The sequence below is a fragment of the Enterobacter sp. Li2LvB3 genome (assembly GCF_056156645.1).
This window is the reverse complement of record NZ_JBSICG010000005.1, coordinates 173694-190089: the sequence shown is the minus strand read 5'-3', so window position 1 is coordinate 190089 and position 16396 is coordinate 173694. Positions and strand designations below refer to the sequence as shown.

Here is a 16396-nt window from a genome sequence, read left to right as displayed (position 1 = left end):
CCCACTCAATACAGATAATTACGCTTTGCCAGTTCCACCAGTTCAGTTAATTTTGAAATGTTAAATTTCACCATAATGCGTTTTTTATAGGCGCTTACTCTTTTATTATTAGTATTCATCATAGCGGCAATGACCTGATTGCTGTAGCCAGCGGAAATGTAGTGCAGGATACAGATGTCAATATGGGAAAGTGATAATAATAATGATGCATCTCGCGGATATTTATTTCGATGCATTCTCAGTTCATTACCGTAGCAGAACTGGCCGGAGACTATCTTATTGACAGTGCTGAGGATGTTATCCAACTCACTTCTTTTATTGAGATAGCCTGCCGCCCCCGCCTTCCTGCTGAGCTGTATATGGAAATCACTGGATGACGAAGATAAAACTAATACCTGAGTGAGAGGTGTGTTTTTTATTAACTGGGCCAGAGAGGAAAATACGTCTGGCTGTTGTTGTAGATGTTCCATAATTATTAAGTCGGCACCGAACAATGAATGCTTGTTAAGCAGTTCTTCCATTGTGCCAAACTGCGCGACAACCTGATAACCCTGTTCTGATAATAAGCCCTGGAGTCCCGCACGAAGCAACGGGCTGGAGTCCATGACAATGATTTTTTTGCCTGTCATTCCTGATTGTCCTGAATCGGGTAAGGAAAAATTGATTTTCTATCCCGCGTTCGTCAATTGGGCTAAGACTTGTCTTTAACTGAAGTTTTATTTTTCTTCTGTTCTCACACCCCCGTCGGCCCGACAGCTAACAGGGCTCTCTTTTATGACTTTCCCTCCAGACCATATCCTGATCGTTTGCGACAGGTCTTATTAAGCCCTACTCCGTCTGAAAGGAAGATAGCGTCAGCAGGGAGAAAATCCCACCTGAAACTGCGTCTGGCGCGTTGCGCAGACACAGATCGATTATTTACACGAGAATTTAGAAAATGAATCTCAAGCCAGTAAATATTGCAGTCGTTGATAAAGATAAGATTGTCAAAGCTGACGTTCTGCGCAGTGAAAAAATTGGCAGTGCTGTCAAGATCAAAGCTATCCCCAATGCAAAGTACATCCTTGCTGAAGGGAAAAATGGCGTTGCCCCAGAAAATATTACGCTTAAACGCTCAGGCAAAGACCTGCTCGTAATACTGGAAGGCACGGATGACGAGCAGCCGCAGCTGATCATCGAAGGCTATTTCGATAATCCGGGCGAGCTGGTGGGTAAAGGCGAAGATGGTCAGTGGCATGAGTACATTGCCACCGATGGCGATGACGATCATGAAGCCGCTTTCCTGATGGATGGTGAATCTTCTGCCCATGCGCTGGGTGCCGGTGCGATTGCGAGCCTGGACGGACTGGCGGTCGCGGGCACGGCATTTTCTCCTGCTCTGCTGGCGCTGGGTGCGCTGGCCGCCATTGGTGCCATTGTGGGCCTGGGCGCCATTATTCGTCACAACCGTGACAAAGGTGATAACGACAACAACGACGGCGTCGTGAACCCTGTGCCTGTCGTCACTCCTGAACTGAAAGACGTGCACGACGACTTCGGCACGAAAATGGGTAGCATCCCGCAGAACGGCGTGACCGACGACGCAACCCCAACCTTCAGTGGTACCGGTACACCGGGCGATATCGTTGAATTCTGGGAAAACAATCAAAAGTTGGGGGAAACCCGCGTCAATCCTGACGGTTCCTGGAGCTGGACGCCGGAAACCCCGCTGTCCCACGGCGACCACAGTATTGTTCTGATTGGCAGAGGCCCGGACGGTCGCACCAGCGCGCCGAGCGATTCTTTTGATTTCACCGTGGATCTGGAAGCCCCTGTTAAACCTGTTATTGGCGAAGTGGAAGACGACGTCGGTGCGGTGACGGGTCCTATTCGCAACGGTGATGCAACCGATGATAAACAGCCTGTTTTCCGTGGCGAAGGTGCCACGCCTGGCGACACCGTCAGACTGATCGTTGACGACGAAGTGGTCGGGACTGCGATCGTTGGTGAGGACGGCAAATGGGAAGTGACGCCGGAAACCCCTCTGCCGGAAGGCAGCCACACCGGGAAGGTGATTATCACCGATCCGGCGGGCAACGACAGCGAACCGTCTGACGACTTTAAATTTATCGTGGTGCCGGAAAAAGCGGTTATCGGCGACGTGGTTGACGACGTCGGCACCGTGGTGGGCCCGATTGAAAACGGCGGTGCCACCGATGATACACAGCCGACGTTCCGTGGCGAAGGCGCGACCCCGGGTGACATCGTCAGGCTGATTGTGGACGACAAACTGGTGGGTACCGCCATCGTAGGTAACGACGGCAAATGGGCCGTGACCCCGGATAATCCGCTGCCGGAAGGCGAGCACGTGGGGAACGTGGTTATCACCGATCCGTCCGGCAACGCGGGTGAACCGTCTGACGATTTTAAATTTATTGTCGATCTGGAAGCGCCGGACAAACCTGTTATCGGTGACGTCGAGGATGACGTCGGGCCGGTGATTGGCCCGATTCACGACGGTGATACTACCGATGATACCCAGCCCGTATTCCGTGGCGAAGGTGGCACCCCGGGTGACAACGTTAAGCTCATTATCGACGACGAAGTCGTGGGTACTGCGATCGTCGGTGAAGACGGCAAGTGGGAAGTGACTCCTAAAAATCCGCTGCCAGAAGGCGAGCATGAAGCGGTTGTCGTGATCGTCGATCCGGTGGGTAACGCCAGCGAACCGTCCGATCCGATCGGTTTTATTGTCGATACCACGCCGCCGGAAAAACCGACGATTGAGACCGTATTTGATGACGCGGGTCTGAAAACGGGCAACCTGGCGAACGGGGACATTACCGACGACAGCACCCCGGACTTCAGCGGTACGGCCGAAGAAAACAGCATTGTGCACATCATCGTGAATGGCCGTGAAGTGGATTCCGTTACCGCGGATGCGACAGGCAAATGGACCTGGACACCGTCTCCGGCGCTGACCAACGGTCACTATGACGTGCGCGTTATTGCTGAAGATAAGGCTGGCCTGCGCTCTGAGCCGTCCGACGCGTTCGCATTTGATGTGGTCGCGGGCGGGATCCCGACCGCACCTGCCATCACTGATGTGATCGACGACGTCGAGTCGCACACCGGCACCGTGCAGCAGGGCGGCGTGACTAACGACGATCGTCCAACCATCACCGGTACGGGTCAGGACGGCACCACCGTTTATCTGTACGACGGCGCGAACCCGGTTCCGATCGGCAGCGCGGTAGTGACGGGCGGAACATGGACCATTGATTTCGGTACGCCATTGGCACAGGGCGAGCACCGCTTCCGTGCGGTAGCGGAAAACGCAGTGGGCAACCGCAGCCCGGAAACCGGCGAGTGGGTCATTATCGTTGACTCCGTCGCGCCTGGTGCAGCAACGGATGTTGAGCTGTGGGACGACTTCGGCACGCCGGGACTGATTGCAGATAACGACACGACGGATGACAACACCCCAACCTACCGTGGTAAGGGTGAGCCTGGCGGCACCGCGATCATCGATCTGGGTGACGGTACCACCGTGCGCGTACCGGTTGATGACAGCGGCAACTGGAGCTATACCCCGGCCCCCGCACTGGCGGATGGCGACTATGCCTGGAGCGTCGCGATTGAAGATAAAGCGGGGAACGTGGGTCCGGTTTCCGGTCCGATTCACTTTATCGTTGATACCAGCCGTAACGGTATCTCGATCAGCCACGTGGAAGATAACGAAGGGGCGGTACAGGGCAATCTCGCCAGCGGCAGCCACACCGACGACACGACGCCAACCGTTGTGGGCCGCGCCACGCCGGGTGCTGAAGTCAAAGTCTACCTGGACGGTAATTTTGTCGGCAGCGTGATCGCCGATCCGCGTACCGGCGAGTGGAAATACACCATTAACCCGGCGCTGTCTGCTGACGGAACTTACCAGATAACGGCCAGCGAAAACACCGGTAGCGGCGACAGCGCGCAGACCGCGTCGTTTGATTTAACTCTGGATACCCGCGTGCCGACGGGTTCATTTGACAGCGTATCGGATGATGTTGGCCTGGTGCAGGGCGATCTGGCGAATCCGGCGGTGACCGATGACACCACGCCAACTCTGCACGGAAAGGGCGTTGCGGGCGATATCGTCTTCATTTACGACGGTACCACTCAGATAGGCTCTGCAACTGTAGGCGAGGATGGTTCATGGAACTACACCCTGCCTGCACAGAACAACGGCGCAGAGCTGGCGTTGACCACGGTCTTCCAGAGCCCGACCGGCGTAAGAAGCGCGCCGTCTGCGGAATGGAAAATCACCATTGATACCGAAGCGCCGGCAGGCAGCGCGGCGGCGGATGGCATGACGCACGACTCCGGCGTAAGCGGAAGCGACTTCATCACCAACAACGGTAAAGCCGGCAGCCTGGTGAGCGGCCATCTCTCTTCTCCGCTGGAGGCGGGCGAGAAAGTGCTGGTTTCCACTGACGGCGGTAAAACCTGGCTGGAAGCCATGGTTGACGGCGACAAATGGGCATTTGTTGATGGTCAGGGCCATACCGCTGACTGGACTATCCAGACTCGCGTAGTCGACGCCGCCGGGAACTACACCGAGTCGTCACAGAAAGTGGTGCTGGATCTGATTGCGCCAGACGCGCCGACCGACGTGGTACGCAGCGGTAACGACGTGACCGTAACGTTGCCGGGCAGCGGTATTGTCGAGGGCGACACCCTTGTGATGAAAAACGGTGACACCACCGTCACGCACACCCTGACCGCGGCGGATATTGCCAACGGCAACGTGACGCTGACCATGCCGGCGGGTGGCTACACCGATATTCCGGTGGGTGTGGCGATTGTGGACGCGGCGGGTAACAGCTCGAGCTACCGCACCAGCAATTTCACCAGTACTAACAGCTTTGAAGACAATACGGAGTTTGCGGCCATTAATGCAGGTGCATGGGTGCACGGGATGCGTTTCTCCCACACGGCGGATACCGCCACGGCTGATTATGAATTCGACAGACAGGTCATCGGCGCAGGAAGCACCAACAGCCTGTATTTATACAGCTCGTCTCCGGATTCTGAGATGGCGGCCAGCATGTTTGTTGACTTCCAGTATGGGGCTAAAACGATCGATTTCGTTTTCAATCCACGATTTGCGGGCCCATCGACGGTGGTCACGTTCTACGACATTAACGGCAATGAGATTGGCTCTCAGGCGGTGAGCGCTTTCCTTCCTAACCGTAACGTCCCGGTGTCGTTTACCAGCCCGGATGATACACCGGTTTACCGGATGGAGATCCACCATCAGGAGCAGGTGGGCAGCACGGGGTTTGGTTTCAGTATCGATGACCTGAAGGTGAGCGGTACGGCGACAACCGTCACGCCGGGTGAATTCCTGGCGGATAACCAGGGTGATATCTGGTACGGCGATGCGGCAGACAACCTGTATCAGGTTGCTGACGTGGCCAGCATGACCGATGCCGTAATTCAGGGCGGAGAAGGCATCGACACGCTGAAGCTGCTGGGGGCGGATCAGCACCTCGACCTGAACGCGCTGACTCACCCTGTTCAGTCAGTGGAAGTGTTCGACATTACGGGAACAGGCAACAACACCCTGACGCTGAGCGCGGGTGATGTGCTGGAAAACGCCACGCAGAATCTGTTCCACGACAACGACTTCAACCAAATGATGGTGAAGGGCAACGCGGGCGACGCGGTGAACCTGAGCGACCTGCTGCCGAACGGTATGGACCCGGGGAACTGGACCGATGGCGGGACGGTGAATGTTGGGGGAGTGGAGTATCAGTCTTACCAGATGGACAGCCTGAATACCGAGATCCTCGTTCAAATGGGAGTCACGGTCACGCTACAGAACCATTAATTGATACCAGGAAAGGGAGGTTCCTTCACCGGAACCTTCAGAAAATTTTAGACCAGAACATAAACAGAATTCATTTGGAAAATAGTATGAAAAAGAGCACTACACCAAACAACAATACCGGACCTAATATCGCTGCGATGGCGACACCGCCGCCGCTGCCTGCGGATGTTTTACTGTGGAACGACTATCAGTTCCCACGTGAAATTCGTAACGGCGATCCGAGTGAAGATAACACCCCAACCTTCAGCGGGAAGGGCGAGCCGGGTATGACGGCGGTGATTGACCTTGGCGGTGGCCAAAGCGTTCGCGTACCCGTCAATGCAGAAGGTAACTGGACCTGGACACCTGCACCTGCGCTGGCCGATGGCAGTTACACCTGGTCGGTTGCGTTGGAAAACAGCGCAGGCGAACGCGGGCCATCCACCACGCCGATTACCTTCACCGTTGATACGATGGGTAATGCGGTGTCCATCAGCCATGCTGAAGATAACACTGGTACGGTGACCAATCCGCTGGCGAGTGGTAGCGGCACGGATGACGTCAACCCGGTTATCGTGGGCACGGCGACGCCGGGCTCTCTGGTCACTCTGTACGTTAACGGTAACCCGGTCGGTTCCATGACGGCCGATCCAACGACCGGTGAGTGGGCGATTGAAATCAATCCTGCGCTGGAATCCGGAAAAACCTACTCAATCACCGCAGGTGAGTACAGCGGTCCTGGTGAAATCCCACCACCGACACGTCCGTTCCTGCTGTCCATCGATACCGTTGTTCCTGCGGGTACTTTCGATCGCGTATCGGATGACGTCGGTCGCTATCAGGGCGATCTGCCTAACCCGGCTGTCACCGATGACACTACCCCAACCCTGCACGGCACTGGCCGTCCTGGGGATATCGTGTTCGTTCGCAACGGCAGCGATATCATCGACTCCGTTACCGTACGCGCTGATGGCAGTTGGGAATATACCCTGCCTGAGCAGGCGAACGGTGCCGAGCTGGACGTCAGCGTGGTCTTCCGTGGCCCAACGGGCGTAGAAAGCGCGCCAACCGCGCCGTGGAAGCTGGTGGTTGACACCGAAGTACCGAACAAACCGATCATTGGTGACGTTGAAGACGATCAGGGTCCGGTTGTTGGCCCTATTCACAACGGCGACATTACCGATGACACCAAACCGGTCTTCAGCGGCGAAGGCGCTGTGCCTGGCGAAACCGTGGAACTGATTATTGACGACGAAGTCGTGGGCACCGCGATCGTGGGTGAAGACGGTAAATGGGAAGTGACCCCGGACGATCCACTGGCGGACGGCGAGCATGAAGCTTCTGTTGTTATCGTCGATCCGGCGGGCAACGTCAGCGAACCGTCCGACCCAATTGGCTTTATCGTTGATACCCAGCCGCCGGCAAAACCAACGATCGACACCGTTTATGATGACGCAGGTCAGCAGACCGGCAATATCGCTAACGGCGGTATTACCGACGACAGCACCCCAGACTTCACGGGTACCGCCGAGAAGAACAGCCTGGTGTTTATCATCGTCAATGGCCGCACGATTGACTCTGTAACCGCTGACGCTACCGGCACCTGGACCTGGACACCGGCGCTGGGCCTGGCGAACGGCCATTACGACGTGAGCGTTGTGGCTCAGGATAAAGCGGGTCTGCGCTCTGAACCGTCTGACACCTTCTCGTTCGATCTGCTGGCGGGCGGTATTCCAACAGCACCGGCGATCACTGACGTGATCGACGACGTTGCCGCGCATGTGGGTACTATCCAGAACGGGGGCATCACCAATGACGATCGCCCGACCATCACCGGGACCGCGCAGGATGGCACCACTGTTTATCTTTATGATGGCGCGAATCCGAACCCAATCGGCAGTGCCGTGGTGACCGGTGGCCGCTGGACCATTGATTTCGACACCGCGCTGGCGCAGGGCGAGCACCGTTTCCGCGCCGTGGCGGAAGATGTCACCGGTAACCGCAGCCCGGAAACCGGCGAGTGGGTCATTATCGTTGATTCCGTCGATCCGCTGGCGGCGACAGACATTGAACTGTGGGACGACTTCGGTACACCGGGCCTTATCGCCAATGACGACACCACCGATGACAACACCCCAACCTACCGTGGTAAGGGTGAGCCTGACGGTATTGCAATTATCGATCTGGGTAACGGCAATACCGTGCGCGTACCGGTAGACAGCAAAGGTAACTGGAGCTATACCCCGGCGCCTGCGCTGGCAGACGGCGATTACACCTGGAAAGTCTCCATCGAAGATAAAGCGGGTAACGTGGGACCGGCTTCGGATCCGATCCACTTTATCGTTGATACCAGCCGTAACGGCGTCTCAATCAGCCACGTTGTGGACGATGAAGGGCTGCTGCAAGGCAATCTGGGCAGCGGTAGCCACACCGACGACACGACCCCAACGGTAGTGGGCCGTGCGACGGCTGGCTCTCTGGTGAACGTGTATGTTGACGGTAAACTCGCGGGTAGTGTGCAGGCAGACGCCGTGACCGGTGAGTGGCAGTACACCATTAACCCGGCACTGACGACAGACGCACTGTATAAGATCACCGCGACTGAAAACGCGGGTGCAGGGGAAAGCGCACAGACCGCACCGTTTGAGCTGACGCTGGATACCCGTGTGCCGGATGGATCGCTGGATCGCATCGCTGATGACGTGGGTATTGTGCAGGGCGACCTGGCTAACCCGGCGGTGACCGACGACACCACGCCAACTCTGTACGGTAAGGGTGCAGCCGGTGATGTGGTCTTTATTTACGACGGCACCTCACCGATCGGCTCCGTGACCGTAGGCATGGATGGTACCTGGAACTTTACGCTGCCACAGCAGAACAACGGCACAGAGCTGTCTCTGACGGCGGTATTCCAGAGCCCGACCGGTGTGAAGAGCGCTCCGACGGCACCGTGGAATCTGACCATTGATACTGAAGCACCGAATGCCCCGGCTATTACCGGCATGTATGACGATGCGGGCGCGCTGATTACTGACGGCAGCCGTTCACGCGACACGACGCCAGAGCTGCGTGGTACCGCTGAGAAAGACAGCCTGGTGAAAATCTATGTCCCAGGTAGCAGCGTGCCGATTGGCTCGGTCTTCGCCGATGCGAATGGTGACTGGAAATGGACGTCTCCGGTACTGTCTGATGCGCAGCACGACTTCTATGTAAGAGCGCAGGACAAAGCGGGCAACGTATCGGAAGAATCCAACCACTATGGTCTGGAAGTCGACACGAAAGCGGCTACGCCGGTTATTCTGGGTGCGTACGATGATGTGGAAGGCGGCATCTACAAAGCCCTGGTACCGAACGGTGGGCTGACCAACGATGCAAATATGGAGCTGCGTGGTACTGCGGAAGCAAATAGCATCGTCTACATCTACAACGCGTATAACAACGCGGTGCTGGATACGGTAAAAGCCGATGCCAACGGTAACTGGAGCTGGGAGCGTGCGCTCGGGAACACCGCTGCGGATCGCCCGCATATGTTCTACACCATCGCCAAAGACGATCTGGGGAACATCTCCGGTAAATCGGCGACCTATTCACTGAATGTGGATACGGTCAATAACGCGCCGGTGATTACCGGTTCCTGGGATGATGTTCAGGGCGGTGTTTATAACGGTCTGGTGGGTAACGGCGGCGTCACCAACGACAAAACCCTGGATTTACGCGGTACTGCCGAAGCGGGCAGCGTGGTTTACATCGTGCTGGAAAACTATGGCAACGTTGCGGGCTCCGTGAGGGCAGATGCGAACGGTAACTGGCAATTCCCGGTCGCCACTAACTACAACATAGCGTACAGCTTCCATGCCTACTCTGTTGACCCAGCGGGTAACCGTTCGGCGGACTCCGCTAAGTTCTCGATCACTGTAGATACTGTCAATAACGCTCCTGTGATTACGGGGACTTTTGATGATGTTCAGGGCGGTGTTTATAACGGTCTGGTCGGTAACGGCGGCATTACCAACGACAGAACTCTGGATCTGCGTGGTACTGCAGAAGCAAACAGCGTGGTTTACATCCTCAACCCGGCTAATGGCGTGGTTTATGGGTCTACCACAGCGGGTGCGAATGGACAATGGTCTTTCCCGCAGACGACCAACTATAACCAGACGTATAACTTCCAGGCTTACTCTGTTGATAAAGCCGGGAACCGTTCGGTGAACTCTACCAACTTCGCGATTACCGTGGATACCGTGGTGGCCGCACCGAACGTAACGGTTATTACTGATAACGTGGCGGGCGGTAAAGTCGGTAACCTGGTTGACGGGGAGCGTACCAACGACAACCGTCCGACCATCACCGGTAACGGTGCGGAAGCGGGCGCGAAGATCGAAATCGTGCTGGCGCTGGGTAATCAGGGGTGGAGTAATAACAACCTCGTGTATACCACCACCGCCAAAGCGGACGGTACCTGGAGCCTGGAAATTCCGAAGGCATTGCAGGATGGCACCTGGTACTTCCGTGCTAATCAGACTGACCAGGCGGGCAACAAGAGCGCTCTGGGTAACCAGCACTATGTTGTGGTTGATACGGTCGCGGCTGCACCTGTCATTACTGCAGTCGTAGATAACGTTGCGGGCGGCAAGGTCGGTAACCTGGTTGACGCAGAGAAGACCAACGACAACCGTCCGACCATCACCGGTAACGGCGCGGAAGCGGGTGCGAAGATCGAGATCTGGCTGGCGGGTCCAACGACTGGGTCTGGATGGACAAGCGGTAAGAACATTATCTACACCACCACGGCCAAAGCAGATGGTACCTGGAGTCTGGAAATCCCGACGGCGTTGCCTGATGGCACCTGGTATTTCCGTGCCAAGCAGATTGATACCGCAGGCAACAGCAGTGCGTTAGGCGCCCAGCGTTATGTGACCGTGGAAACCTGGTCGCCTGAAAACTTCCTGATCACCAGCGTCAGCGGTGGCGGGTACTTTGATGTCGTCGGTGAAGTGATCACGGTGAAAGGTACGGGAGGTATTCCGGGCCATACCGTAAGTCTGAGAGGCGGCCCGAATTCAACGCTGGCGGGTACAACCGGACGCGTTCTGGATGATGGTACCTGGACCGTTACCTTAACGCTGGCGCAGTGGCGTGCAACCGGCCTGGCGGCTCCAGGCAACGGACCAGGGTTCAGCGGCGTGTTTAACGTGGTAGATACCTCGGATACCAGTATCCACACGTACAACGCTGTGCCAATCCGTGCTGATGGCATGCTGCTGAACAACAGCCGCAGTATGCGTTCCTTCAGTGTTGAAGAGCACACTCAGCCTGTTCAGGAAGAACAGCGTGTGACCAGCGAGGAAAACAAACCGGCAAAAGCGCCTGTTGTGGCTCAGGACGAGGACGATAAATCGTCTAATCAGGAGACCCCTGCAGAGCAGAAAGGCGTTGAGCACGTTGGCCAGGCAACCGAAGGATATGATGCCGTCAATCATACGCTGACGTTAGCGGGCGACGCGAAGGACAGCATCGATCTGAGCAAGCTGGTCGGCAAAGATCAGCAGGTTTCAACGATTGATATGAACAACGGCAAAGCGGATGTGCTGAATATCAACGTGAACGACGTGCTGACCCACGCTGAGAAAGACATGTTTATCGCCGACGGCAATAAACAGCTGATGGTTCAGGGTAACAAAGGTGATGTGGTGAACCTGAGCGATCTGCTGCCTGACAACACCGATCCGGGCAACTGGACCAACGCAGGTAACGTCAAAGTGTCTGGCGTCGAGTACCAGGTGTACCAGATGGAAAATCTGGACGTGGAACTGCTGGTGCAGAACGGCGTCACCGTCAACGTGAATAATCACTAACTTAAACTTTTCCAGGCCTCCTTTCGGGGGGGCCTGTGGAGGATTTATGACTTTTTTCAAGACCTCTTTATTCGCAGCGCTGTTTACCTCCTCCGCATTTGTCATGTCCCCTGCGCTGGCGGCGGAAAACTTTGGCAAGACGTATCAACCCGTTGCGCCAGTCGGACAGACACAAACGCAGGTGGTTTACTACCGTGACGCCAGCAACGCCTCAGGAGGCGCGGCGCATATCTATGTCGATAACGAGTTCCACGACGCGCTGTTGCCGGGCGGTTTTACGACCTTCTGTCTGGCTCCGGGTAAGCACAACCTGGGCGCGTATCAGAACGATGCGCCTGAATATCGCGGCAAAGAGCAGGGCTACAACGTCGAGATGAGCGGCGGCCAGACCTACTTCGTGCGCGTCAGCCACACCATGAATGCGGTGCCGGAAGCACGCACGCGTGAGCAGGCGGAAAAGGATCTCACGGGCCTGCGTGAGCAGATCCACGTGCTGTCTCGCGCCTCCAGCGTAGAAGCCTGTAACAACCTACCTGCACCGCAGTACAAGGATTACACCCTGTCTGGCGATGTGATGTTCCGCTTTGGAAAGTCCAGCGAGAAAGGGGTTTCTGCGCAGGGTCATCAGGCCGTTAAAGATCTGGTGGCGACAATCAAACGTGAAAACGTTGAGCTCAAGCGGATCCAGGTGATTGGCCATACGGACGCCATTGGCAGCGATCGTAGCAACTATGTCCTTGGTCTGAAGCGCGCGCAGACTGTCCGCACCATGCTGGCTGAAAACGGTCTTCCGGCTCGCCTGATGAGCGCCTCAAGCGTGGGGAGCAGTGAGCCCGTGGTGAACGACTGCGCGGCATCCAGTAAAAAAGAGCTTATTGCCTGCAATGCGCCTAACCGTCGTGTTGTTGTGCGAGTGAGCGGCGATCAGGACGTAAGCACTCAGGCACAAAAGTAATATTCTCGCCGGGTGGCGCTGCGCTTACCCGGCTTACAACCGTCAAACCCCTCACTGTAGGCCCGTGCAGGCGTAGCGCCGCCGGGCAAAATCCCTGCCAGCACCTCTTTCGCGCCAAAAAATAAGCCGTTCCATTGAGACAGGTCTCATTAAGGCAAGACCATTCCGCGTGACAGAATATTCCTAATCCACTTCAAAAAGTAATTTTATCTTTTTGATTTACATGAATTTTAATAACCAGGAATACACGAAATATGGAATCCTCAATGGCCAATACCCAGGAGGAACAGCTGCACACCATCGCCCGCGATACCCGACTGAATGATGACTCTTTGCTCAGAAGCATTGCCTGGCTGTCTGAACATTATGGTCTGGGTAAAAGCGATGATGTTTTGCTGGCTGGTCTGCCTGTTGAACAAACACTCACACCCTCTTTAGCGCTTGATGCGCTTAAAAACGCCGGTATTACCGGGGGGCTCATCAAGCGTAACAGTGCGGAACTGCCCGAGCAGGTTTTCCCGATGATCCTGCTGCGCAAGGGCGCGGGTGGCATGGTGCTGCTGGCGCGCGAGCGTCGTAAAAATGCCGACGATAAATGGGACCTGTTCTACTCCCTGATCATGCCGGAAGTGGGCGACGAACCGGTTGAGCTGAACCATCAGGCGCTCAACGAGCTGTATGTTGGCTACGCCATTGCCGCAAAGCCAACGGCGCGCATTGACAGCCGGGTGAGCGATATTGCACCACCGCCGCCGAAGGGCCACTGGCTGTTCAGCACCCTGTGGCGTTATCGCAGTTACTACCGTAGCGCTGCGCTGGCGTCGGTGCTGGTGAACGTGCTGGCGCTGGCGACCGTGTTCTTCACCATGAACGTTTATGACCGCGTTATCCCAAACCAGGCGTTTACCACGCTCTGGTCGCTGGCTATTGGCGTGCTGGTGGCAATGGTGTTTGAAGCGATCACCCGTACCGTGCGTGCGCACCTGCTCGATACTGCCGGGAAAAAAGCAGATTTGATCGTCGGTAGCATTCTGTTCCGTCAGTCTCTCTCGGTAAAAATGGAGCATAAACCGGCTTCTTCCGGTTCGTTTGCCAACCAGCTGCGCGAGTTTGAATCCGTTCGTGACTTTGTCTCCTCCGCCACCCTCGCGACCATTGCCGATTTGCCCTTTGTACTGCTGTTTATCGGCATTATTTTTGCCATCGGCGGATCGCTGGCCTTTATTCCGATGCTGATGTTGCCAATGATCCTGCTGGTCAGCCTGCTGATCCAGTGGCCGCTGGCGAAAGTGATGAAAGCCAGCCTGCAGGAAGCGTCGTTAAAGCAGGGCGTACTGATTGAATCCATCGAAGGGATGGAAACCTTGAAATCGGTCGGCGGTGAATCCTGGATGCAAAGTCGCTGGCAGAAGTTCAGTGCGATGCAGTCCAGCAGCTCTGCGGCGTCGAAGCACTACTCTGCACTTGCCATGAACTCGGTGAGTTTTCTGCAGCAGCTACAGACCGTAATGCTGATTGTCACCGGTGTTTACCTGATTGATGCCGGTAACCTGACTCAGGGTGCACTGATCGGGACTGTGATGCTGGCCGGCCGCGTGACCGCGCCGTTAAGCCAGGTGATTGGTTTAGCCGTTCGTTATCAGCAGGCAAAAGCCGCGCTTTCCTCGCTGAACAGGCTGATGGCGCATCCTACCGATCGCAGCAGCGACATTGACTACATCAAACAGCCTGAGCTGAATGGCGATATTGAACTGAAAGGCGTGGCCTTTTCCTACCCCGCACCGCCGATGCAGCCTAACCCGGAGATCCTGAAGGGCGTCAACCTGACGATTACGCCGGGTGAACGCGTGGCGATTGTGGGCAAAATTGGCAGTGGTAAATCGACACTGCTACGTATCATTGCGCGCCTCTATACGCCGGTTAAAGGACAGCTGTTCAGTAGCGGCCTGGATGTGAATCAGATTGAACCGTCTGACTGGCGTAACAACGTCGGTTTTGTCGGCCAGGAAGCGCGTCTCTTTTACGGCACCCTGCGTGAAAACATCATGATTGGCCGTCAGAATGCCTCCTCTGATGAATTTCTGCACGTGCTGCGTCTGACGGGGCTTGATCAGATTGCTGCTCGTCATCCGCGCGGTATTCATATGCCTGTGGGCGAGCAGGGGAACAGTCTGTCCGGGGGGCAGCGTCAGCTGGTTTCACTGGCCCGTACGTTGCTGGCGAAACCCAATCTGCTGCTGCTGGATGAACCGACCAGCGCGATGGACTCCCAGACGGAAGCTCTTTTCTTACAACACCTGAAAGTCGCGACCGCCGGACACACGCTAGTGGTGGTCACCCATCGACCATCCCTGCTGGCACTAGTGGACCGCATGATCATTATTGATGACGGTAAAATTGTGGCTGATGGCCCTAAACAGCAGGTGCTGGCCGCACTGAACGGCGCACCCGCAAACGACAGTACGCCTGTGAAGGCCGCCACCGGAAAACAGCCCGTGGAGGCGAGCGCATGACACTTTTCAAACGCAACAATAAACAAAAAAACCTGTCGGCGCGCGATGCCGCCTGGATGAGCGACATTCAGGAGGCGTTGTTTTCTCAGACGACGCCAAAATCCCGGCTGGTGCTCTGGCTGATTCTGGTGGTCTTTGCCGGTTTCCTAACCTGGGCGCATTTCGCCAAAGTAGAAGAGATCACCAAAGGCGACGCTAAAATTGTCTCCAAAAGCCGCGAACAGGTGATTCAGAGCCTTGAAGGCGGGATTCTTGAGGAGATGAACGTGCGTGAAGGCGACATCGTTCAACCGGGGCAGGTATTGCTGAAAATTGACCCGACCCGCGCGCAGTCCAGCTATCAGGAGACGCTGCGTAAAGTGGTTGCCCTTGAAGCGACGGTGAACCGTCTGCGCGCCGAAGCCTACGGCCTGCCGCTGACCTTCAGCGATCGCGTGAAGCAGTATCCGTCTGAGGTAGAGCTGGAAACGCGCGCCTACAACAGCCGTAAACAGGCGCTGGGTGAGGGCGTGGCCTCGTTAGAGAAAAGCTATCGCCTGGCACAGAACGAAATCGCAATGTCAGAACCGCTGGCCGCACGTGGTCTGCTCTCTGAAGTAGAGCTGCTGCGTATGCGCCGTCAGGCGAACGATCTGCAGTCGCAGATTGTCGAGCGCCGCAACCGCTACCAGGCGGATGCGAACACCGACCTGATCCGCCAGGAGCTGGATCTGGTCCAGGCGGAAGAGAGCCTGACGGGCCGCGCTGACATAGTAAGCCGTACCACCATCACCGCGCTGGTGCGCGGAACGGTGAAAAACGTGCGAGTCACCACCATCGGCGGCGTTATTCAGCCCGGTGAACACATTATGGAAATTGTTCCGCTGGAAGATCAACTGCTGGTGGAAGGGAAAATCAAACCTTCTGATGTGGCCTTCCTCCATGCCGGATTGCCGGCAACAGTGAAGATCACTGCGTACGATTTCGGTATTTACGGCGGCCTGAAAGGGCACGTTTCTCTCGTCAGCCCGGACACGCTGAAGGATGACGCCAAAGCTGCGGCGGGCCGTCCTGATGACACCTATTACCGGGTGATGGTGTTAACCGACAGCAGCACGCTGACGGCGGGTGGAAAATCCCTGCCAATTATCCCAGGTATGATTGCGACGGTGGAAATTCGCACGGGCGAAAAAACCATTCTCGATTACCTGCTGAAACCTATTTTCAAAGCGAAAGAAGCCTTCCGGGAACGTTAATT

The 16396-nt window shown here is 56.1% G+C and carries 6 protein-coding genes; 5 read left to right on the top strand and 1 reads right to left on the bottom strand.

Features of this window, described 5'->3' with window-relative positions:
• Positions 1-5: 5 nt before the first annotated feature.
• Entirely contained in the window at positions 6-629 is a 624-nt protein-coding gene (locus tag ACS603_RS06370) for a response regulator transcription factor (protein ID WP_315688166.1), read from the bottom strand.
• 308 nt (positions 630-937) lie between these two features.
• Here ACS603_RS06370 and ACS603_RS06365 point away from each other — a divergent pair, with 308 nt between their 5' ends.
• The 5 genes from ACS603_RS06365 to ACS603_RS06345 all read left to right on the top strand — a co-directional run bounded on the left by ACS603_RS06365 (position 938) and on the right by ACS603_RS06345 (position 16394).
• Complete coding sequence (locus ACS603_RS06365; protein ID WP_474943959.1) at positions 938-5857, top strand: Ig-like domain-containing protein; 4920 nt, start codon at positions 938-940, stop codon at positions 5855-5857.
• Positions 5858-5943: 86 nt separating this feature from the next.
• Entirely contained in the window at positions 5944-11691 is a 5748-nt protein-coding gene (locus ACS603_RS06360; protein WP_474943958.1) for an Ig-like domain-containing protein, read from the top strand.
• Between the two features lie 46 nt (positions 11692-11737).
• Positions 11738-12646 (top strand): OmpA family protein, encoded by a 909-nt coding sequence (locus ACS603_RS06355; protein WP_315688169.1) that lies wholly within the window; start codon positions 11738-11740, stop codon positions 12644-12646.
• A gap of 254 nt (positions 12647-12900) precedes the next feature.
• Positions 12901-15159, top strand: a complete 2259-nt coding sequence (locus tag ACS603_RS06350; protein WP_315688170.1) for a type I secretion system permease/ATPase — start codon at positions 12901-12903, stop codon at positions 15157-15159.
• The gene (locus tag ACS603_RS06345) at positions 15156-16394 is read left to right on the top strand and encodes an HlyD family type I secretion periplasmic adaptor subunit (RefSeq protein ID WP_315688171.1); all 1239 of its coding nucleotides are present in this window, start codon (positions 15156-15158) and stop codon (positions 16392-16394) included. Before ACS603_RS06350 ends, ACS603_RS06345 begins: the two co-directional genes overlap by 4 nt.
• The last annotated feature ends 2 nt before the right edge of the window (positions 16395-16396 follow it).